Source organism: Providencia sp. PROV141 (assembly GCF_028481645.1).
GTDB classification, from domain to species: Bacteria; Pseudomonadota; Gammaproteobacteria; order Enterobacterales; family Enterobacteriaceae; genus Providencia; species Providencia rettgeri.
Map to the genome: position 1 here is coordinate 61,234 of NZ_JAMPPR010000025.1, position 23,156 is coordinate 84,389.

Consider the following 23,156-nt stretch of genomic DNA (forward strand, 5'->3'; position numbering starts at 1 on the left):
CTCAACTAACGTCAATAATTAAATATTATTTTTTGTCAGCGGCAATACGGTCACGGATGTTTTGCGCACGTTCGCTTGATGGTGGGTGAGAGTCAAACATGCTTGTCTCGCCGCTACCCATTTTCGCTAATTTTTCAAAACCAGTGACTAAACCGTCAGTTTTAACACCACGTTTTTTTAGTAAGTCATAAGAGAAGTTATCCGCTTCGCTTTCTTGGTGTTGAGAGAACTGTGAGTTAATCAGTTTTTCACCCAGAGCTGCAACTTGTGATGCACTCAGTTGTTCTACAACGCCACCCGCTGATGCTGCGGCAGTACGCGCAGCAACTGCCGCATAAGCAACTTGCATTGCTTTACGTGTATGACCTAATGCAACGTGGCCCATTTCATGACCCAGAACGCCTTCAACTTCGTTATCGTTCATCACATCCATCAGGCCGCTATATACACGCACACAACCATTTGCCATTGCCCATGCGTTGACATCGCTAGTCAGATAAACTTTATAGTTTACTGGAGTACCATCAACTTCGTTACCCAGTGCTTTTGCAATTTTGTCTAAGCGTTTCGCATACTTGCTAGACGCTGGAGCAATTTTGTTTTGCGCATCCATTTCTTTACAAGATTGGTCACTTAATTGTTTAACATCAGAGTCAGTCAGTGTCGCAGCTTGGAATAATTGCATGCCTGAGTTAGTCAACATCCCTTGGTCTAAATTTTTACAACCCGTTAAAATGACAGCAGAAACAGCAACTGCCACAAGCGCTTTCATCTTCATAGAACATTTTTCCTTTAGTATATATAGGTATTATTTTTTAATGACGCTAAAGACTATAAATTCTGCGAAAAATAACAATAGGAATAAAGCCATAATTATCCAATATATGAATTTGATAACGTTTTTATTAAAATTGCAAAATAGACAGAATATTATTCCAATAATAGGTACACATACAGATTGCATGCAAATGGCCATTAGGGCAATGGCCAAAAAATCACTCTAACTACTTAATAAATAACTCAATAACACAAAAATCATTTTCTGTATTCTTTTCAACAATAAATTGCAGAGCTTCTCGATTTTCTTTAATTAATAGAGTGTCAAATGGCTTTAAATAAAAGGAATCTGAATTAATTTTCATACTCAAACGAGGTGTAATATTAAAAATTAAGATCTCACTAGCCCCACTCACCCAAGAATTAATGAACGCAGTATTCACCCATTGTAAGCGAGCCTGATATTTTTCAGGGTTATAGATGACATTAAAATCACGAATTGCACCCTGAACGAGTTCCGCATAAACCTCGCTTTCCCCATTAAAAGCAAAAAATTCTTTTTGCTGTAATGCCACCGCCGGTTTCTTATCTACATGCAAAATAAGTCCTTCCCCTTCCAATACACCAATAATACGTTGCCGATTTTGGAAAAAGGAAAACGAGCCCGCCGTTTTAACATCTGCTATTGACACTCGCCAATCAAAATCATCTAAACCTTCACCATGGCTGCGCGCCAATTCAAGTGTCGACCCTTGGCCATTTTTCCAAGGCATATTGCGATAATCTTGCGTCGTTAATATCTGAGTCATAAGGTGAACCCTACTTTGGTGGATACATTATTTTTATAGTTAGCTTATCTAATGGCTAACCTAATCATAGATAAGCTATTTTTAGATACTCTTAAACTGTAACTTTAATCCGAGAGAATTAACGATTTTTATAATCGTCATAAATGTTGGATTTCCCTGTCCTGATAGTGCCTTATATAAACCTTCACGACTCATTCCAACTTCTTTAGCTAATTGACTCATATTTCTTGTCTTTGCAATATCACCAAGTGCAGCGAGAACTAGACTAGGGTCACCTTCTTCTAGAATTTCGTTTAGATACATTTGTATTTCTTCTTCACTGTTTAAATACTCAGCGATATCAAATTCTTTTAATTTAGTATTCATAGTTCCCCCTCAACTTCACCAAAAAGGAGTTTAGCTTTATGGATATCTTTTATGTTTTTATCTTAGCAATCTTCGTTTAGTTGTCAACTATAGTTAACAAACATGAATAAAAGACTAGTTTAGAAATAAAAAAAAAGCCCCTAAAAGGGGCTATAAAAGACAGGGATGGTGTCTATGGCAAGGAAAAACTTCACTTATTGCTACTTCACTACTTACTATGGAACTCAGGATATAAAATTAACTAACTTGCATTACTACAGGTACTAACAACTAAACTTATTGAAACTGCATCGCTTGAAATTCCGCCATTTTATGCTGATTCATTTCTTGTTGGTGAATGTGTTCAAGCTCTGTTTTCTGTTCTGGCGTTAACAACTGGTACAATTCATGGTGAATTCGAGCCATTTCAACACGTTGTTCCAGTTCTTTTTGCATTCGTTTTTCAAGTTCTTCACGAACCGCTTTGTCATCAAAGTTATCCGCTATAATTAATTTGTGCAGTGCTTCACGTTCTTTAACTAAAGCAGAGTTATCAACATGATAATGACGCTGTGTTGCCATTAAATCACGTAATTGCTGACGCTGTTTTTCATTTAACGTGATACCATTAAACATAAAGGTACTGGCACGTTCTTCACTGCTAAATAACTCATGATGTTGAAAGGGCACAACCGCATTGCCTGTTGGCGTAGTTGGCTCGGACTGCATCTGTAACATCAAAGGTGTTGAACTTTCATTTGCAGCACTTTGTGGCTCTTCTGCAAAAGCAACCGCTGGTCCGAACACAAACGCAGAAGCTAAAACTAACATTGCGGTTTTATGTACTGTATTATGTACTTTGCTATGCGTTGTTCTCAGCATTTGACACCTTGTCTCCGAACTGTGCTCGTGATTCAATGTGAACAAATATACACCTGTGGCTGCAAACTAGCGTCAGAGCATGTAAAAGAACGTAAAGTCATGGAATCGTACAGATTGTTATCGTATTTTGGCAGTTGGAGGACTTAAAAAATGCATAAAATCCTATTAGTTGATGACGACCGTGAACTCACGTCGCTGTTAAAAGAACTGCTGGAAATGGAAGGTTTCAATGTTGTCATCGCCTATGATGGTGAACAGGCATTACAGCAAATTGACTCATCCATTGACCTGTTACTACTTGATGTCATGATGCCGAAAAAAAATGGTATTGAGACATTGAAAGAACTGCGCCAAATCCATCAGACCCCCGTTATCATGTTAACGGCTCGCGGTAGTGAGTTAGATAAGGTTCTGGGCCTAGAACTAGGTGCAGACGACTATCTACCTAAACCGTTCAATGACCGTGAACTGGTAGCACGTATTCGTGCTTTATTACGCCGTTCTAACTGGAGCGAGCAAACTCAAGGCGACAATAGCAATACCCCTGTTTTACAAGTTGATAAACTGCAACTTAACCCAGGTCGTCAAGAAGCCAGCTTTGATGATGAAATTTTGGACTTAACAGGAACAGAATTTACGTTGTTATATCTACTCGCACAGCACCTAGGCCAAGTGGTTTCTCGTGAACACCTTAGCCAAGAAGTACTTGGGAAGCGCTTAACGCCGTTTGACCGTGCTATTGATATGCATATTTCAAACTTACGCCGCAAACTTCCAGAACGCACTGATGGCCAGCCGTGGTTTAAAACTCTACGTGGCCGCGGATACTTAATGGTTTCTGCCACATGATCAACAGCTTAACCGCAAGGATCTTTGCGATCTTTTGGTTTACCCTCGCACTAGTATTAATGCTAGTGCTGATGGTGCCCAAGCTCGACTCTCGGCAAATCACCGTCCTGATGGAAAGTGAACAACGCCAAGGGGAGATGCTTGAGCAGCATATTGAAGCCGAACTCGCACAAGCTCCGATGAATGACCTACTTTGGTGGCGGCGTATTTCTAACGCCATCAAAAAATGGGCACCTCCCGGCCAACGGTTGATTATCGTCACCAGTGAAGGCCGTGTGATTGGTGCAATGCCAAGTGAAATGCAGGTAATACGTAACTTTATTGGGCAGTCCGATAACGCGGATCACCCGAAAAAGAAAAAATATGGACGAGCCGAAATTCTCGGTCCTTTCTCCATTCGTGATGGGGAAGACCACTACCAACTGTATTTAGTTCGCCCAGCAAGCAGCCCACAATCTGACTTTATTAATTTATTGTTTGATAGGCCTTTCTTATTACTGATTGCCACCATGCTGATCAGCGCTCCACTACTATTATGGTTATCTTGGAGTCTCGCCCGCCCTGCCCGTAAATTAAAAATGGCGGCAGACGATGTGGCGAAAGGGAATTTACGGCCACACCCAGAGCTAGAAGCCGGTCCGCAAGAGTTCTTATCTGCGGGAAATAGCTTTAACCAAATGATCAGTGCCCTTGATGGTATGGTTAGCGCACAGCAACGCTTAATCTCTGATATTTCTCATGAATTACGCACTCCATTGACTCGTTTGCAACTGGCAACCGCCTTATTACGCCGTCGCCATGGGGAAAGTAAAGAGCTAGAACGCATCGAAACCGAGACCCATCGCCTAGATAGCATGATTAACGATTTACTGGTGTTATCCCGCAGCCAGCATAAAAACGAAATCTTGCGTGAAAATATCAAAGCCGATGAACTTTGGGGCGATATCTTAGATGATGCTAGCTTTGAAGCTGAGCAAATGAACAAAACGCTCGAAGTCACTTCTCACCCTGGGCCTTGGCCGTTATATTGCAACCCTTCTGCCGTCGGTAGTGCATTTGAAAATATTGTGCGTAACGCATTACGTTATTCGCATACACACATTGCCGTTGATTTCAAAGAAGAAAATAACGGTATTCTCATCACCGTCGATGATGATGGCCCGGGTGTTAGCCCTGCTGACCGCGAGCACATTTTCCGTCCATTCTACCGCACTGATGAAGCTCGAGACCGAGAAACAGGCGGTACTGGTTTAGGTCTTGCAATTGTTGAAACCGCCATAACACAACATAAAGGTTGGGTGAAAGCGGATGATAGCCCATTAGGTGGTTTAAGGTTACAAATCTGGCTACCTGAACACGGCCGATAAATTAACTTTATTCATTACCAATAACCCCTTTCTTTTAATTAAAGAAGGGGGTTATTTTTTTCAATCAAGATATATCTATCGCGATTAAATAGAGAATAATCCTATATTGGCTCTAATAACAACAATTCCTAAATACCCGACCAATATAAAATTCCATTTTAATGCTACTTACTCTCCAAAAAAAGAACAATAAAGAAGGATACTTAAAATTAACCATGTAGTAATCCAACAAAAAGCATATCGTTTTATATCTTAATATGTTACTAACTTCTACACCGACTATATTAATCTGATATTCTGTTTTACTTAGTTAAAGTGTGATAATTGATATTAATAGAAAGCACAGAAGCCCAACTCAATGCAAATTAAGATACTTATAATGTGGGCTGATAATAATCATATTTTAACTTTATTTAATTTACAGGTTTTCCCTTATTAACCTGTTCAATATTAGGCGAACTCAACTTCAAATGGATTTATCAATGAAAAAATTCAAGCTCACTAAGCTAGCCATACTTGCTGTGTTCGGCGCCATAAGTGCACAAAGCGTTGCGGGGGGATTAGTTCTACCCGATAACAACTTACGCAGTGATCTTGCTTGGCTTTCTGAACGTAACGTCATCCAAATTAGCTTATCAACTTGGCCACTATCCCAAGAAGAAATCACGCGTTCTTTAAATAATGCAAATATTACTAATAGCGAACAAGAAGCCATTATTCAGCGCATTAAAAAGAACCTTGACCGTAAGAAAAACAGCGTTCAACTAGAAACTCACCTTGCATCTAGCCACAACTCTATGCCACAGGGCTTTGCCCAAAGTGAATATAGTGATATTCGCTATACCGTTTCAGGTAACTACAGCACTGACGACGTAGACTTAAACCTGACCGCAAATGGCGAACGTGCTTTACGCGTTGAAAATGGTTCTGACTACAACCTCAATGGCTCATATGGTGGTGTCAAAATTTGGAACCAGTGGGTATCCTTTGGTGAAATCCCACAATGGTGGGGACCGGGCCACGATGGTAGCTTAATTCGTACCGATGCGGCTCGCCCTGTTACTGGCTTCTTAATTCAACGTGCTGACCAAAGCCCATTTGAAACTCCATGGCTTTCTTGGATTGGTTCGTGGCAATACCAGCTCACCGCAGGGCAAATCAAACAATACTCTTCCCAGCCAAACACTAAACTGATTGGTTTACGCATGACCATGAACCCAACTGACTTCTTCGAACTCGGTGGTTCCCGCGTGGTCATGTGGGGAGGTGATGGCCGCCCTAATAACTGGAGTTCTTTCTGGAATGCGATGGGCGGTAGGGATAATACTGGTGATGTGAACGATGACCCAGGTAACCAACTCGCTGGTTTAGACTTTAAACTGAAACTTTACCCATTAATCGACCTACCTGTCAGCTTATATGGCCAAATGGTCGGTGAAGACGAAGCCAACCTCTTCCCATCGAAAAATGCCTTTATGGGAGGTATCGAAGGCTATCACACATTATGGGGGCAACCTTTAAATTGGTACATTGAAGGCGCGAATACCCATACTGAGTGGGACAAAGACGGCGTAATGTATCGCCACTTTATCTACAAAAATGGTTATTACCAGCAAGGTGCATCACTAGGCCACGCGATGGGCGGTGACGGGCGCATGCTCACCACCAAAGTGGAATACACTCTCGATGATGACAACCGCGTCAGCTCTCGTTTGATGTACGCGAAGGTGAATAAATCTAACTTTGATGGCAACAAGTTGTTCCCTAAATCAGAAACCATCAAAGGCGTTGATTTAGGTTGGTGGCATAACTTTGACAATGACGTTAGCACTGATGCGAAAGTTTGGGTATCTAAAACTGATTACGAAACACGCAATGATTTAGGTGCTGCCGTTACGGTAAACGTGCCGTTTAAGTGGTAGTTAGCAGATATTAAGCATATTTTATCAAAAACGGGTTATGTTTTTAGCATAATCCGTTTTTTTTTCCTTGGAACATTATTATTCTAGCCAAAAATACACTATTAATATAACGCCATCCGACAGCCAAGTTAATTAATATAATCAATTAAGCATTTTATTAATCTATTCCTACGCGGAATTCGGATAAATATAGAAATATTAGGATCTGGCTTTCATTGAACCCACACTAAAAGCAATGATATACAAGGAATAACTTAACTTAAATATTTAATCGCGTACAAAGCGTAAGAATAGGATTATAACCTAATAATTTAAAATAACTTATTCTATTGGTGATTGTGTTAGGACTATTCTCTAACGCTATCGCAGTGATAGTCAGTAACTAGCTTTAATGGTATTATTAATCGCTTTTTACTTGACCAAATAAATGCTGAGGCATACCCTTTGGCGGTTAAAAAACAATAAGCTTTGCTTATCAATTGAGCAAATTAGCAAAAAATGCAATGTTTTCAATTGATAAGTATGCGTTTACAAATTCAATGGTGCTCTGGGACCCGACAACCCAGTGCGGTAGCTATGGGTGCTTATTAATAATTAACACCTTTAAAGTTAACTATAAACCACTTTTATTTTATTACTTACTTAATAACAAGGTTCTCAGTGAAAATATTCGTGACTGGTGGCGCAGGCTTTATTGGTTCTGCTGTTATTCGCCATATTATTAATAATACTAACGACAATGTTGTTAATATTGATAAATTAACTTACGCAGGAAATTTAGAATCTTTAGCACCGATTTCTGAAAACCCCAATTATATATTTGCTCAAGCCGATATTTGTGATTCTGCAGTCATTAAACAACTCTTTGACCTACACCAACCCGACGTGGTGATGCATTTAGCAGCTGAATCCCATGTTGACCGCTCTATTGATGGCCCAAGTGAATTTATTCAAACGAATATTATCGGTACCTATACTTTATTAGAAGCCGCTCGTCACTATTGGAACCAATTGCCTAGCGATAAAAAATCAGCCTTCCGCTTCCACCATATTTCAACAGATGAAGTTTACGGCGACCTTGAATCAACAACTGACCTATTCACTGAAACCACTTCTTATGCACCGAGCAGCCCATATTCTGCATCTAAAGCATCCAGCGACCATTTAGTCCGCGCATGGCAACGTACTTATGGGTTACCAACCATTGTGACCAACTGTTCTAACAACTACGGTCCTTACCACTACCCTGAAAAGCTGATCCCACTTATTATTTTGAATGCTTTAGAAGGTAAGCCATTACCTGTTTATGGTAATGGGCAGCAAATTAGAGACTGGTTATACGTTGAAGACCATGCAAGAGCGCTCTACAAGGTTGTCACCGAGGGCAAAATTGGTGAAACTTATAATATTGGTGGCCATAACGAAAAAGCCAATATTGATGTGGTTAAAACAATCTGTAGCATCCTCGATGAGTTAGTACCAAATAAACCAAATGATATTAATCACTATGAAGAGTTAATTACTTATGTAACCGACAGACCTGGTCATGACCTTCGTTACGCCATTGACGCTACAAAAATTAAAAATGAGCTGAACTGGGTACCAGAAGAAACATTTGAAACTGGGCTTCGTAAAACAGTGGAATGGTATTTGGTGAATGGTGAGTGGTGTAAATCAGTTCAAAATAATAAATATAACAGAGAAAGATTAGGGGCTTAAAAAGTGAAAGGTATTATTTTAGCGGGCGGTTCAGGTACAAGGTTATATCCAATAACTATGGGCGTTTCGAAGCAGTTACTCCCTATTTATGATAAGCCAATGATTTACTATCCGCTTTCAGTATTAATGTTAGCAGGTATCCGCGAAGTATTAATTATTACTACTCCAGAAGACCAAAGTGGCTTTGAACGTTTATTAGCAGATGGCTCACAATTTGGGATTTCAATCCAATATGCAGTTCAGCCTAAACCTGAAGGATTAGCGCAGGCATTTATTATTGGTGAAGAATTTATAGGCTCTGACAGTGTGTGTTTAGTATTAGGTGATAACATATTTTGGGGACAAGGTTTCTCCCCTAAATTGCAAAACGCAGCAAACACTAAAGATGGTGCCACCGTATTTGGCTATGAAGTACAAGACCCTGAGCGTTTTGGTGTTGTTGAATTTGATGACAAATATAATGCAGTATCTATTGAAGAAAAACCGTTAAAACCGAAATCAAAATATGCGGTAACTGGCTTATATTTCTACGATAACGACGTTATTGAAATTGCGAAAAGTATCCAACCTTCTGAGCGTGGCGAGTTAGAGATTACCACTGTAAACCAAATCTATCTGAAAAATAAAAAGTTGAAAGTGGAATTACTTGGTCGAGGATTTGCGTGGCTTGATACTGGAACTCACGATAGTCTATTAGATGCATCAAGTTTCGTTGAAACTATTGAAAAAAGGCAAGGATTTAAAATTGCTTGCTTAGAAGAAATTGCATTTAAACAGCAATGGCTAACTTCAAAGCAAGTCTTAGAGACTGCGAATAAATGTCGGAAAAATAGCTATGGTGAGTATCTTATTAGTCTAATTGAGAAAAAAAAATGACACTAGCAAATATAATAGAATTTCAAATTCTAGGAGACGATAGAGGTTCATTAATTTCATTAGAGCAGCACAAAAATATTCCATTTAATGTTAAGCGTATTTATTACATTTTTGGAACTAAAGAAGGAGTTTCTCGTGGTTTTCATGCACACAAGAACCTACAACAAGTCGCTATTTGTGTAAAAGGTAGCTGTCGCTTTGTCCTTGATGATGGACATAACAAAGACGAAATTATTCTCGACAATCCAAATATCGGCTTACATATTAATAGCTTTATGTGGCGAGAAATGCATGATTTTTCAGAGGATTGTGTTTTAGTCGTACTAGCAAGCGAGCTTTATGACGAAAGTGATTATATTCGAGATTACAATATTTTTTTAAAAGAATGCAAAAATGTTCATTCATAAATTAAGTGATGTTCAAAGTAAGAAGATAGGTGAAAACACTCGAATTTGGCAATTTAGTGTTATCTTAGAAAATGCAGAATTAGGGACTAACTGTAATATTTGTGCACATACTTTGATTGAGAACGATGTCCTTATTGGAAATAACGTAACAATAAAGTCAGGTGTCTATTTATGGGACGGTCTTCGTATTGAGGATGATGTTTTTATTGGACCATGTGTTACATTTGCAAATGATAAATATCCACGCTCTAAACAATACCCCGACAATTTCCCTCTAACAGTTATAAAAAAGGGGGCATCAATTGGCGCAAATGCTACTATCTTACCAGGTATAACTATAGGTGAGAACGCAATGATTGGCGCAGGAAGCGTAGTGACAAAAAATGTACCAGCTAATGCTCTTGTAGTCGGCAATCCAGCAAAAATAACTCGATATTTAAAGTAATTGTAGGACTCATAATGATTAATTTTCTTGATTTAAAAAAAATAAACAATCAATACCAGCAAGAGTTAAAAGATGCATGTTCACGAGTTATCGATTCTGGCTGGTATATCATGGGAAAAGAATTAGAAAGCTTTGAAACTAATTTCGCTAATTATTGCGGTACAAAATATGCTATTGGCGTTGCTAATGGCTTAGATGCTTTAACTCTTGTATTACGAGCATGGAAAGAGCTAGGTAAAATTAAAGCTGGTGATGAAGTCATTGTCCAAGCGAATACCTATATTGCATCTGTACTTGCCATTACAGAAAATAACTTAATACCTGTATTAGTTGAGCCCGATGAAGATAGCTATAACCTTTCAATTGCAAATATAAAACAAGCTATTACTAGTAAGACAAAAGTGATCTTACCTGTTCATCTATACGGTCAAATTTCTCCAATGCCAGAAATAATGGCACTAGCAAAGCAATATGATCTTTTAGTACTAGAAGATTGTGCTCAATCTCATGGTGCTATAATTGGCAATAAAAAGTGTGGCAATTGGGGGGATGCGGCGGGTTTTAGTTTTTACCCCGGTAAAAATTTGGGCGCACTAGGCGATGCTGGTGCAATTACCACTAATGATGATGAGCTAGCAAATACACTAAAAGCACTGCGCAACTATGGCTCTCACAAAAAGTATGAAAACCTTTACCAAGGTGTTAATAGTAGATTAAGTGAAATCCAAGCGGCTATGCTTGATGTTAAATTAAAATACTTAGATAAAGAAACAGAAGCCCGTCAACAGGTCGCATTGAAATACCTTCAATATATTAATAATCCATTGATCCAATTACCATTAGATATCGAAGAATATAAAAATCATATCCAAAGCCATGTTTGGCATTTATTTGTAATTTCAACTGAACATAGGGATTTATTACAAATACATTTAGAGAAGCAAGGCGTTCAGACGCTCATTCACTATCCAACACCACCACATAAACAACATGCTTATCAACAATATAGCCACTTATCATTACCCATAACAGAAAATATTCACAGAAAAGTTCTTAGTATACCGATAAGCCCAACCCTAACTCCAGTAGAGATAGATGATGTAATTAACGTACTAAACAATTTTATACTTTAGAATTATTTTATTAAATATCTCTTGTAATGATTGTAAATTTTTTCAATAAGGAGCTCATTTTATGAGAGTTCTCGTCACTGGCAGCAAAGGGCAGGTTGGTCATTGTTTAGAAGAGCAATTAACTAATAAAACAGAATTACTTGCACTTGACTCTACCCAACTTGATATAACAGATAAAGCAGCTGTTTTTCGAATTATTTCCGAATTCAAACCTAATATTATAATAAATGCTGCTGCTTATACCGCAGTAGACCGAGCAGAACGAGAGATTAAGCAATCGGAAAATATTAATATTAAAGGCCCAGAATATCTTGCTAAAGCTGCTCATCATATTGGAGCTGCTATTTTACATATTTCAACTGACTATGTTTTTGGTGGTGACAAAGAGCTACCATATACAGAAAATGACATTACAAATCCCAAGAGTGTCTACGGACAAACAAAATTAAATGGTGAAGTGGCAGTTATTAACTCATGCCCTAGACATATAATCCTACGGACTTCATGGGTTTTTTCTCAGCATGGAAATAATTTTGTCAAAACTATGTTGCGGCTTGCTGCTGAACGTACAAACTTATCCATAGTATCCGACCAATATGGTGGGCCGACCGATGCAGCTGATATAGCATCGACATTAATTAATTTAGCAGAGCGTATACATTATAATAATTTTGAGGGATATGGAATTTATCATTATTCAGGTTTTCCTTATGTTAGCTGGTATGAATTTGCTCAATACATTTTTGAGCAAGCTACAAATAAAAAAATCATACTAACAAAACCCTTAGTCAATGCCATAAAAACAACTGATTACCCAACTACAGCTATGCGCCCCCATAATTCACGCTTGGATTTAACAAAAATTCAATTATTAGGTATTAATGCAAGTAATTGGCAATTATCGCTACAACAAATTGAGAAATATAAAAAATGATAGTCTTAGAAACAAATATTCCAGAAGTCAAAATTATAGAACCACAGGTATTTGGTGATGATCGTGGTTTTTTCTTAGAAATCTGGCAACAAGAAAAATTTGAAGAAAAAATTACTAATAAACCTACTGATTTTGTACAAGATAATATATCAAAATCTCGAAAGGGAATCCTTCGAGGACTACACTATCAGACAAAAAATACACAAGGAAAACTAGTTAGTGTAATTTTAGGAGAAGTATTTGATGTGGCAGTAGACATTCGGGCTAATTCTCCAACTTTTGGAAAATGGGTTGGCGTGTATTTGTCAGATAAAAATAAACGTCAACTCTGGGTCCCTGAAGGGTTTGCACACGGCTTTTATGTCACTAGTGATGAAGCTGTATTTCACTATAAATGCACTAATTATTATGATCCGTTGAGTGAGCAGACTATTATGTGGAACGATTCAAACTTATCTATTGAATGGCCACTATGCACAGAACACCCAGTTTTATCGGAAAAAGATAAAAAAGGCATTCTGTTTAATCAAGCAGCTTACTTATGATATAAATGCTAGCTTCACTATCACTGATAATGAAGCTTATTACTACATATACATGTATCTTTTAAAATAATATGATATAACATATGAAATCTTTTTCTATCATCACATTAACATACAATAATTATGAACTCTTAAATACTGCTTTTCAATCTTTATCAACTCAATCATTCCCCCCATCAATACGTGGTCAGCTTATTGTACTTGATGATGCAACCAAAAATTTAAATAAAAATAATATAGTAAATTTAATAGAAAAATATAATCTAGATTCAAAATACGATATTAAAGTTATTATAAATAAAACAAATATTGGTACTGTCAAATCATTTAACAAAGCTATCTCAGAAAGCTACGGTGATATTATACTTCCTTTATCAGCTGATGATATGTTCTATGATAACCTTGTAATTACAGACATACTTAATTACTTCTCAGATCATAATCATGCGAATATAGTTACATGTCTAAGAGCCCCAATAGCTAATAATTTAGAATTGTCCCCTCTCCCCCCTTATAATACATGGAAGCAATTCGAAACGCCTAAAAAACTATATAAACATATTATTTCAAAAGGAAACATAATATCTGGAGCCTCTACATATTACCGAAGAGCTTTTTTACAAAAAAATATGTTTGATGAGTCTTATCGTTACATCGAAGATTTCCCATTTTATTTAAAATCCTTAAAGTCAGGAGAGAAAATATACCTATTTAATAGGTTATCCATTAAATATTCAGTTAATGGAATATCATCAGTTATAAATAAGAAATCAGTTATTTATCATGATTACATTAAAATATGGGAAAATATAATTAATGAAAATAAAAATAAAGGAAAGATATTTCAACGATTTGTCTATTTTAACCATATATTAACTAATGATGAAAAATGCCTCATAAATAACAAAATATTGTATTTCGAACAATCATTATTTAGATATATGTATGATTTATTCAAAAAAATAAAGGCTTTTCTAAGATGAAAACTTTTACATTAGTTATTTTCCTATTTTTATGTTTAATACAGCCGTATATATATGGATTTTCTGTTTTTTATATTATAATTTTATTACCGTTGGTTTTCTTTTGGAAATTGTATAAATTACAAAAGACAGAGTTTTTCCTTATAATTTCAATGATTATTTTGATTGCATTTAATATAATTTTAGGATTATTAAAGTCTGGCGAATTTAACCAAAGATTGATATTTATATTTACTTTAAACATATTGATTTTTTTTCTGTCAAAATTAATTATCATTTATTTTTACGATAAAAAAAACGAACCTTATATTAACAAAACAATTTTTCTGGCTATTTTTATAAATTCAATATTCATTATAATCATTAATTTAGGCATAATTAATAAAGATATTTTTTATTCTATAATTATGACTAATCCACTAGTTTTCGAGTACCCTATACCAAGGTATCCCGGTTTTACTTATGATGCTTTTTCATACATATCAACTTTAACAGCTTTTTGTTTTATTTTCCTATTTCGTAATTACTTTAACTTTAAAAAAATAAACATTCTACAATTATCATTTTTTTCATTAATCACACTTGCAGCCATTGTATTTTCTGGTAGAACTGGAGTTTTACTTGCTTTAATATATTTTTTATTCTTTTTAATACTTTCAAAAAATAAACTTTCTTCTATAAAATTCTCACTAATTGTGATTGTGATTGTAATGCTATCTTTATCGATAGATTGGTATAGTTTTGAATGGATGAAAACTTGGGCATTTGGATTCATTAATAATATATTATCTGGTGACTCAATTAAAAACTCAGATTCATCAGTTACTGGCGTCTTACAATCCTTGTTTTTACCAAAAAACCTGTTATTTGGGGATCAAATAACATTTAGTGATGTTAAGAGTGATTTAGGTTTCGTTCGACTTCTTACATCTAGCGGTATTATCGGATTACTATTAACCATCACTATATTTTATGCTCCTTATTTTTTTGCAGCAATTAAATATAACTCACTCGTACTTTTCATCTTAACAGCATCTCTCCTTTTTCTTAATTTTAAAGATGTATATTTAGTTTCACCTTATGGGCATTTCGTTTTACTGAATATATATTTTTGTTTCTCTATTGCAAATAAAAAACAAAAAAATGGGAGTGGAAATGAAAATTAAAAAAATAGCGATTTTGTTAGCTACATTTAATGGAGAGCGATATTTAAATTCTCAAATTGATTCGCTTTTAAACCAAACTATTGATTCTAATTTTGAAATTGAAATTCACATTAGGGATGATGGTTCCACTGACAATACAATTGATATAATAAAAAAATATGAATTGCAATATAATAATATTTATTTTCTTGATGAAAATGATAATTTAGGTGCAAAATTATCATTTTCTAGATTACTATCTGTGGTTGAAGCAGATTTTTACTTTTTCTGTGACCAAGATGATATTTGGTTTACTGATAAAATAGAAAATGCCTTACTACATCTATCCTACAATGCTAAACCTTCATTATATTTTTCAGATTTAAACTTAGTAAATGATAATGGAAAAGATTTAGGAGTTAGTTTTTGGCAACATCAAGGGATTACCCCAGACTTATTTTCTAAATCAGAAAATTTTCTATATAATAGCTTAGTTACAGGTTGTACTATTGGAATTAATCGACAGTTAAGGGATGAATTTATTTCGCTAGACCTTCCTTGGTATGATATTTTTTATCATGACCAAATGCTATCTATACTAGCTTCAAAGATTGGGAAAATTTATTTTTCTCCATGTTGTTCAATACACTATCGCCAACATACAAACAATGCCGTTGGCAGTCATAAATTTAGTATAAGTAAAAAACTTAAAATTATTTATTTATATTTAAAAAAACTTAACTCACTGAAAATAATTCTTAAATGGTACAACATTCCCCTATCAACGTTTTTAAAAAACAAGTTATTTCTTATTATCAAGAGGCTTATGTGAAAAAAGTTGTCATCGTAGGAACAGTAGGAATACCTGCTTGTTATGGAGGGTTTGAGTCTCTTGTTGAAAACTTAACAAAAAATAGCTCAGAAGAAATCGAATATACTGTCTTTTGCTCAAAACATCATTATAAAGTTCAGTTAAGCCATCATAATAATGCAGAACTAGTATATTTACCGTTAAAAGCGAATGGTATACAAAGTATTTTTTATGACATTTTATCGCTTTTAAAATGCTGGCAAATAAAATCAGATGTTGTTCTCATCCTTGGTGTCTCTGGCTGTTTTTTTCTTCCAATATTCAAATTATTTTCAAATAGTAAGATTGTAACTAATATTGATGGGCTTGAATGGAAGAGAGATAAGTGGGGAAAATGGACACAACGGTTCTTAAAATTATCTGAATCTATTGCAGTGAAGTTCTCTGACGTAATTATTACTGATAATCAAGCGATAAGTGATTATGTTTACAATGAGTACAATATAAAAAGTAATACTATAGCCTATGGTGGCGACCATGCTCTTCGCAATACAAAACTTCCTACCAAATCGTCTGACTACGCTCTAGCTCTCTGTAGAATTGAACCAGAAAATAATATTGCGATGATCCTAAAAGCTTTCAGCAAATCAAAAAAAAACTTAATATTTGTTGGAAATTGGAATTCTAGTGAGTTCGGAAAAAAACTTAAAAGTGAATATAGCAAGTATGGAAATATTAAATTATTAGATCCTATATATAATCTTGACAAGCTATATTTACTAAGAAAACAATGTTCACTCTATATCCACGGTCATTCTGCGGGAGGAACAAATCCTTCATTAGTAGAAATGATGCATTTTGGAGTAACTATTCTAGCCTATGACTGTAACTTCAATAGATACAGTACAGATGATAAAGCATATTATTTTAAATCAGATCAAAACTTAATTGAGCTATTATGTCTTGCTGCAGATAACAAACTTGAAAGTAATGGCTATGTAATGCAAAAAATAGCATTAGAACACTATACTTGGCATAAAATTTCAAAAGATTATGAGAACACTTATTACTGAAAAGATGTTTTCTTAATATTCATATATCATTAGACCAATTCACCTATAGGATGATAACGTGCTTAGAATACGTCTTCCACTTACACTATTAACAATCAGTATATTACTTACAGGCTGCACCGTCACCCCCGGTGCCTATATGTCAACCTCAGGCAAAAATGTGGTTGATACCGGTGACCGTGATATTACTAAATTGGTTGATATCTACCCCATTTCACCAAAATTATTGGATGATATGTACACCGCCCCCACCATTGCTAAACCCAATGCACAGTTAGAAAAGCAACTGACTCACTATGAATACCGTGTGGGTGCAGGTGATGTATTAACGATTACGGTTTGGGACCACCCTGAATTGACTATCCCTGCGGGTTCTTACCGTAGTGCGCAGGACTCCGGTAACTGGGTTCACTCCGACGGCACTATCTATTACCCATATATTGGTAAAGTCAAAGTGATCGGTAAAACCGTTACTGAAATCCGAACTCTGATCAGCAACCGTTTAGCCACCTATATTGAATCCCCACAAGTGGATGTGAGTATTGCCGCGTTCCGCTCACAAAAAATGTATGTCTCTGGCGAAGTAGCTAAGCCGGGTACGCTGCCTATCACTAACGTTCCTTTAACTATCTTAGAAGCCTTTAATAATGCCGGTGGCTTAACCGAAAAAGCCGATTGGGATAACGTCGTTCTTACCCGTAACGGCAAAGAAATTAAAGTGTCATTACAAGATTTAGTTCAGTACGGTGATTTAACCCAAAACTACCTGATGCTACCGGGTGATGTGCTGTATGTGCCACGTAATGATAGCCAAAAAGTGTTTGTAATGGGTGAAGTCGGTCAACCAACGACCTTAACCATTGACCGTGCGGGTATGAGTATTACTGAAGCCTTAAGCAAAGCGAGCGGGATAGACCAAACAACAGCTAATGCAACAGGGGTATTTGTTATCCGCCCAATTAAAAACCAACCAGCAGAAGACAAAGAACTCGAAGCGCTATTACCGAAAAAAATGGCCGCTGTTTATCAGTTAGACCTATCAGATGCGACATCGCTTGTAATGGGTACTGAATTTAAACTACAGCCTTATGACTTAGTGTATGTTACCGCTGCGCCTGTAGTACGTTGGAACCGCTTGATTACCCAACTGTTACCAACTATCGCAACTTATAATCAATTAACCGAAGGTACCAAGCGTATTCACGACTGGTAATCGATATGTTTAATAACATTCTCGTTGTTTGTATGGGAAATATCTGCCGCTCTCCTACGGGGGAGCGTTTATTGCAACAACATTTTCCCGAAAAAACTGTTCATTCGGCGGGTATTATCGCCAAAAATGACATGCCCGCTTATGACAGTGCCATCCGAATTGCCGAGCAACATAGCCTTTCCCTTAAAAACCATCAATCACGTCGATTAACCAGCGAAATATGCCATAAAGCAGACTTAATCCTAGTGATGGAAAACGATCATATTGCTAAAATCCACCAGCAGTTTCCTGAAACTCGCGGTAAGGTGATGTTATTTGGGCAATGGATTAATAAAACCGAAATCCCTGACCCACACAAACGCAGTGATGAAATGTTTGAACATGTTTACCAGTTGATGGAAAAAGCCGCGATTGCTTGGCAAGGCAAAATTTAATTTTATTTATTGGATGACTTAACATTTAACCTATTATGAACACAACAAAAAATAGCTCCCCTGCCTCAGATGAAATCGATCTGCTCGCTCTGTTTAAAGTTTTGAAATCCAACACCATTAAAATTGGGTTTTTTACTGTTATTTTTGCGGCTATCGCCATTGCATACAGTTTATTCGCAACCCCCATATACCAAGCGAATGCGACCTTACAGTATGACAAATTAGGCCAGGTCTCATTACTCGACCAAATGAGTGATGTCATGCCATTTGGTAACAGCAATAACCAAGTCGACTCTGAAATTGAAGTCATCAAGTCCCGCATGGTGTTAGGTAAAACCGTTGCAGACTTGAACTTAGACACTCAAGCAGCCCCTGAAGGTTTTGTCAGTAAGTTACTTGGTGAAGTGGCTCCCGTCCATATTGCCCTATTTCAATTACCTGAAAACTTAGTTGGTGAGCCATTAACCCTGACGTATCTGGGGGATAATAATTATTCCCTCTATGTGGATGGCCAAGTCTTGCAAGGTAAAGTAGGTGAAGTGCTCAAACAAGGGGAAATTAACTTATTAGTTTCCAGTTTCGCGGCTGAAACTGGCGAAGAGTTTTCATTAATTAAAAATGCCCGTTACTCCACCATTGAAGACTTACGTAATACCCTAACCATCGCGGAAGTGGGCAAAGGTACCGGTATTATCAGCTTAGCGATTAAAGGTGCGGATCAAGTTGAGAATGTTAACATTCTCAACAGTGTTATCCAAAACTATGTTAACCAAAATACCGAACGCAAAAAAGAAGTCACTAACAATACGCTCGTATTCTTAGATGGCTACTTACCTACGATTAAAAAGAAATTAGATAACTACGAAAACCAACTCAATGACTTTCGCAAAAAGAATGAATCGATTGACCTCTCTTTAGAAGCCAAAGCCGCTTTAGATACTGCTTTGCAGGTCGAAGAGAAACTCAATGAATTGACCTTCAAAGAAGTGGAAATTCAACAGTTATATACTCGTAACCACCCCGCTTACCAGTCTCTATTAGATAAACGCCAGCAACTGTTACGCGAAAAAGAAAAAATCAGCAAAAATATTCAAAAATTACCCAATACCCAACAAGAAATCGTCCGTTTAACCCGTGATGTTGAAGCAGAACAAGCGATTTACGCACAATTAGTGTCGAAGCAACAAGAACTTAGTGTATTGAACTCCGGTATTACTGCAGATGTACGTATTATTGACTCTGCGGAATCCCAACCAAAACCTGTTGCACCAAAAAAATCACTGATTGTGGTGCTTGCCACTATCCTTGGCTTTATTATCGGCTGCGCGTATGTCATTGCTCGCGAGTTCTTTAATAATAAAATTAAGAGCACGGAAGATATCGATGCATTGGGTGTCAACGTCTACGCCACCATTCCTTTCTCCGCCTATGAGAAAAAACTGATTGAAGCAGGCAATAAGAACCCATTAGCAATAGAAAACCCAGCAGATACTGCAGTTGAAGCTATCCGCTCATTACGAACCAGCGTGTACTTCTCGGTAATGAACCAAGGTAACAATCTGGTTATGGTCACCAGTGCGTCACCTGGAGTCGGGAAAAGTTTTGTTACCTCTAACATGGCAGTGGTACTAGCTAACGCAGGTAAGAAAGTGTTATTAATCGATACCGACTTGCGTAAGGGCCGTTTGCATAAAGCTTTTGGGTTAAACAATAAAGCGGGCTTATCTGAATATCTGTCACAGCAAAACATAGAATCACCCACTATACATGCCAACGTAATTGAAAACCTCGATGTGATTTGCCGTGGTAAAAATGTTACTCACTCCTCTGAGTTATTAATGGGCGAACGCTTTAAGCAGTTGCTGGATAAAGTCAAAAACCAATACGACATTGTGGTGATCGATACTGCACCAATCTTAGCAATTACTGACTCGGCGATTATTGGTAAATATGTCGGTACTTCATTGCTGATTGCTTTCTACGGGGTGAATACCGTGAAAGATGTCGATTTATCACTGAAGCGCTTTAAGCAAAATGATATCGAAATTACGGGTGTGATCTTGAATGGTATTGATGCAAGGTCTGACGATTATAACTACCATTACGAATATTAAGACTCAGGAATATTGAGATGAATAATCAACACGTTCTCGTTACTGGTGGTCTTGGCTACATTGGTAGCCATACCTGTGTACAGATGATCCAGCAAGGGATGCAGCCGGTTATTTTAGATAACTTGCATAATGCTAACCTTGAAGTGCTTAACCGTATTGAAGCTATCACAGGTGTTAAGCCAGTATTTTACCAAGGTGATGTGCGTGATGGCCAAATTTTAGAATCTATTTTTGCTAATCATCAAATTCATTCCGTCATTCACTTTGCTGGGTTAAAAGCTGTTGGTGAGTCAGTACAGAAGCCAATTGAATACTATGATGTTAACGTCAATGGCACGTTGGTATTAGTGGAAAGCATGAAAAAAGCGGGTGTTAAAAGCCTGATTTTTAGTTCATCGGCAACCGTATATGGCGACCCTGAAGAAGTACCATTAACAGAAAATTCCAAAGTCGGTGGAACCACCAACCCATATGGAACCAGTAAGTATATGGTTGAGCGTGTCCTTTCGGATTTATATACTGCGGAAGATGATTGGTCACTGACATTACTACGTTACTTTAACCCTGTTGGTGCACACCCATCTGGAACCATGGGCGAAGACCCGCAGGGTATTCCAAATAACTTGGCACCGTTTGTTTCCCAAGTCGCTGTAGGACGCCGCCCACAAGTCATGGTATTTGGTAATGATTACCCAACACCGGATGGTACTGGTGTGCGTGACTATATTCACGTGATGGATTTAGCAGATGGCCATATTGCCGCACTGAATAAAGTTAGCCAACAAGCAGGATTACATGTTTACAATCTTGGTACAGGAACTGGCACAAGTGTGCTGGAAATTATTACTGCTTTTGAAAAAGCGGCAGGTAAACCAATTAAATATGAGATTGTAGCAAGACGCCCCGGTGATATTGCGGAATGTTGGTCTAGCCCAGACAAAGCATTTAAAGACCTAGGCTGGAAGGCGCAGTATTCTATTCAAGATATGGTGAATGATAGCTGGCGTTGGCAGTCCATGAATCCTAATGGTTACTCTATTTAAGTTACTACCACATATGAAAAAATTACTCAAAAAGTTCCTTCCAAGAACAATTATATTATTACTCCTAAAACTAAATTATATTTTTTTTGAAAAAAAAAAACTAAGGTATTTAATTAAAAAATCAAGCAAATCTCATATTGAATTAACAAAAAAAATACAAGAAAAAGAAAAAATAAAGGTCCTTTTTTTAGTTATTCATGATAGCGTTTGGAAGGTAGACCCTATATTTCAAAAAATGCTTCAAGATTCATATTTTCAACCAGAAATTCTCATCTGTCCTTATACTATTTATAGTGATGACAAAATGTGTGAGGATATGAATAATGCATATACTTATTTTAAAGAGAAAGGGTACCCTGTAATTAAATCTCTAAAAAAAGATAATTCATGGATGACATTGAGCGAACTTAGCCCTGACCTTGTTTTTTTTACTAATCCTCATAACTTAACAAGAAAAGAATATTACCAAGATGTATTTTTAAACTATTTAACATGCTACATTCCATACTACTTCATGGCAACCAATCACGCTGGTGATAATAAAACTTTGTTAAACACCTCATTTTTGAATTGCATGTGGAAAATATATTGGCCACATAAATTTATTTATCAAGAATTTAAGAAGCATTCAATTATTAAAGGTAAAAATAGTTTAGTAAGCGGTTACCCAGCTTCAGAATGTTTTGTAAATAAAGATCTTCAATGTAGTTTATCAGTTTGGAAAAATCATGAAAGAAAGAAAATTATCTATGCACCCCATCATTCGATAGATAGTGACTCAATCTCTACTTTCCTTCATTTTGGATTATTAATTCAAAAGATAGCCAAAAACTATCAGAATGATGTTTGTTGGTCATTTAAACCACACCCATTGCTAAGAGAAAAACTTTATCTACACCGCGACTGGGGAAAAGAAAAAACGGATGAATATTATTCATTTTGGGAGAATGAGTCATATACTCAGTTTGATAATGGAGAGTATGAGCGATTATTCCAACAATCTGATGCAATAATACATGACTCAAGTTCTTTTATCGTAGAGTATACATTTACAGACAAACCAGGACTATATTTATTAAATAATAAGAATAATTTTCATTTCTTAAATAATTTTGGTGAGGAAATAATAAACTGTTATAACCTAGCTAGTAATCAAGAAGAAATCATAATGTTTATCGAAGATATTATTTCAAGAAAAAAAACAAAAAGAAATAACTCTGATTTTTTCAATAAATATTTAGAGAATTATTATATTAACTCTCGTCCATCTGAGATAATACTTTCTAACATAAAATTATTATTAACAAATAAAATGAACTAAAAGGCTTTT

General features: G+C 36.4%; 23 protein-coding genes. 19 read left to right on the forward strand and 4 right to left on the reverse strand.

Going from position 1 to position 23,156, the window contains the following annotated elements:
- Window positions 1-25: 25 nt before the first annotated feature.
- The 4 genes from PSF09_RS16980 to PSF09_RS16995 all read right to left on the reverse strand — a co-directional run bounded on the left by PSF09_RS16980 (window position 26) and on the right by PSF09_RS16995 (window position 2,813).
- Window positions 26-778, reverse strand: coding sequence for a M48 family metallopeptidase (locus PSF09_RS16980; protein ID WP_004907010.1), 753 nt, complete (start codon window positions 776-778; stop codon window positions 26-28).
- 226 nt (window positions 779-1,004) lie between these two features.
- Window positions 1,005-1,586, reverse strand: coding sequence for a HutD/Ves family protein (locus PSF09_RS16985; protein WP_102140620.1), 582 nt, complete (start codon window positions 1,584-1,586; stop codon window positions 1,005-1,007).
- An 81-nt stretch (window positions 1,587-1,667) separates the two neighbouring features.
- Window positions 1,668-1,952: an addiction module antidote protein gene (locus PSF09_RS16990; protein WP_272684203.1), complete on the reverse strand. Its 285-nt coding sequence runs from the start codon at window positions 1,950-1,952 to the stop codon at window positions 1,668-1,670.
- 276 nt (window positions 1,953-2,228) lie between these two features.
- Entirely contained in the window at window positions 2,229-2,813 is a 585-nt protein-coding gene (locus PSF09_RS16995) for a Spy/CpxP family protein refolding chaperone (protein ID WP_272666328.1), read from the reverse strand.
- 150 nt (window positions 2,814-2,963) lie between these two features.
- On the opposite strand from PSF09_RS16995, the gene cpxR reads away from it, so the two are divergent.
- From cpxR to PSF09_RS17090, 19 genes are all read left to right on the forward strand, one after another.
- Entirely contained in the window at window positions 2,964-3,662 is a 699-nt protein-coding gene (cpxR, locus tag PSF09_RS17000; RefSeq protein ID WP_004265224.1) for an envelope stress response regulator transcription factor CpxR, read from the forward strand.
- Complete coding sequence (gene cpxA / locus PSF09_RS17005; RefSeq protein WP_004906999.1) at window positions 3,659-5,029, forward strand: envelope stress sensor histidine kinase CpxA; 1,371 nt, start codon at window positions 3,659-3,661, stop codon at window positions 5,027-5,029. Before cpxR ends, cpxA begins: the two co-directional genes overlap by 4 nt.
- Before the next feature lie 482 nt (window positions 5,030-5,511).
- Window positions 5,512-6,951 (forward strand): capsule assembly Wzi family protein, encoded by a 1,440-nt coding sequence (locus tag PSF09_RS17010; protein ID WP_272684204.1) that lies wholly within the window; start codon window positions 5,512-5,514, stop codon window positions 6,949-6,951.
- A 660-nt stretch (window positions 6,952-7,611) separates the two neighbouring features.
- Window positions 7,612-8,670 (forward strand): dTDP-glucose 4,6-dehydratase, encoded by a 1,059-nt coding sequence (gene rfbB / locus PSF09_RS17015; protein ID WP_272684205.1) that lies wholly within the window; start codon window positions 7,612-7,614, stop codon window positions 8,668-8,670.
- Between the two features lie 3 nt (window positions 8,671-8,673).
- Window positions 8,674-9,546: a glucose-1-phosphate thymidylyltransferase RfbA gene (gene rfbA, locus PSF09_RS17020; RefSeq protein WP_272684206.1), complete on the forward strand. Its 873-nt coding sequence runs from the start codon at window positions 8,674-8,676 to the stop codon at window positions 9,544-9,546.
- Complete coding sequence (locus tag PSF09_RS17025) at window positions 9,543-9,953, forward strand: sugar 3,4-ketoisomerase (protein ID WP_272684207.1); 411 nt, start codon at window positions 9,543-9,545, stop codon at window positions 9,951-9,953. Before rfbA ends, PSF09_RS17025 begins: the two co-directional genes overlap by 4 nt.
- Window positions 9,940-10,398 (forward strand): acyltransferase, encoded by a 459-nt coding sequence (locus PSF09_RS17030; RefSeq protein ID WP_272684208.1) that lies wholly within the window; start codon window positions 9,940-9,942, stop codon window positions 10,396-10,398. The genes PSF09_RS17025 and PSF09_RS17030 overlap by 14 nt, the downstream gene beginning before the upstream one ends.
- Window positions 10,399-10,412: 14 nt before the next feature.
- On the forward strand, window positions 10,413-11,531 hold the full coding sequence (locus PSF09_RS17035) for a DegT/DnrJ/EryC1/StrS family aminotransferase (protein WP_272684209.1): 1,119 nt from the start codon (window positions 10,413-10,415) through the stop codon (window positions 11,529-11,531).
- Between the two features lie 61 nt (window positions 11,532-11,592).
- The gene (rfbD, locus tag PSF09_RS17040) at window positions 11,593-12,465 is read left to right on the forward strand and encodes a dTDP-4-dehydrorhamnose reductase (protein ID WP_272684210.1); all 873 of its coding nucleotides are present in this window, start codon (window positions 11,593-11,595) and stop codon (window positions 12,463-12,465) included.
- A complete protein-coding gene (gene rfbC / locus PSF09_RS17045; RefSeq protein ID WP_272684211.1) occupies window positions 12,462-13,010 on the forward strand; it encodes a dTDP-4-dehydrorhamnose 3,5-epimerase in 549 nt (182 codons plus the stop codon). Before rfbD ends, rfbC begins: the two co-directional genes overlap by 4 nt.
- Window positions 13,011-13,093: 83 nt before the next feature.
- Window positions 13,094-13,993 (forward strand): glycosyltransferase, encoded by a 900-nt coding sequence (locus PSF09_RS17050; RefSeq protein ID WP_272684212.1) that lies wholly within the window; start codon window positions 13,094-13,096, stop codon window positions 13,991-13,993.
- Window positions 13,990-15,159, forward strand: a complete 1,170-nt coding sequence (locus PSF09_RS17055; protein WP_272684213.1) for an O-antigen polymerase — start codon at window positions 13,990-13,992, stop codon at window positions 15,157-15,159. Before PSF09_RS17050 ends, PSF09_RS17055 begins: the two co-directional genes overlap by 4 nt.
- A complete protein-coding gene (locus tag PSF09_RS17060; RefSeq protein ID WP_272684214.1) occupies window positions 15,149-15,970 on the forward strand; it encodes a glycosyltransferase family 2 protein in 822 nt (273 codons plus the stop codon). The genes PSF09_RS17055 and PSF09_RS17060 overlap by 11 nt, the downstream gene beginning before the upstream one ends.
- Window positions 15,967-17,022: a DUF1972 domain-containing protein gene (locus PSF09_RS17065; RefSeq protein WP_272684215.1), complete on the forward strand. Its 1,056-nt coding sequence runs from the start codon at window positions 15,967-15,969 to the stop codon at window positions 17,020-17,022. The genes PSF09_RS17060 and PSF09_RS17065 overlap by 4 nt, the downstream gene beginning before the upstream one ends.
- Window positions 17,023-17,080: 58 nt before the next feature.
- On the forward strand, window positions 17,081-18,235 hold the full coding sequence (locus PSF09_RS17070) for a polysaccharide export protein (RefSeq protein ID WP_272684216.1): 1,155 nt from the start codon (window positions 17,081-17,083) through the stop codon (window positions 18,233-18,235).
- Between the two features lie 5 nt (window positions 18,236-18,240).
- The gene (locus tag PSF09_RS17075) at window positions 18,241-18,669 is read left to right on the forward strand and encodes an arsenate reductase/protein-tyrosine-phosphatase family protein (RefSeq protein ID WP_272684217.1); all 429 of its coding nucleotides are present in this window, start codon (window positions 18,241-18,243) and stop codon (window positions 18,667-18,669) included.
- A 35-nt stretch (window positions 18,670-18,704) separates the two neighbouring features.
- A complete protein-coding gene (locus PSF09_RS17080; protein ID WP_272684218.1) occupies window positions 18,705-20,783 on the forward strand; it encodes a polysaccharide biosynthesis tyrosine autokinase in 2,079 nt (692 codons plus the stop codon).
- A gap of 17 nt (window positions 20,784-20,800) precedes the next feature.
- On the forward strand, window positions 20,801-21,826 hold the full coding sequence (gene galE / locus PSF09_RS17085; RefSeq protein ID WP_272684219.1) for a UDP-glucose 4-epimerase GalE: 1,026 nt from the start codon (window positions 20,801-20,803) through the stop codon (window positions 21,824-21,826).
- Window positions 21,827-21,839: 13 nt separating this feature from the next.
- Window positions 21,840-23,147: a CDP-glycerol glycerophosphotransferase family protein gene (locus PSF09_RS17090; protein ID WP_272684220.1), complete on the forward strand. Its 1,308-nt coding sequence runs from the start codon at window positions 21,840-21,842 to the stop codon at window positions 23,145-23,147.
- Window positions 23,148-23,156: the final 9 nt, after the last annotated feature.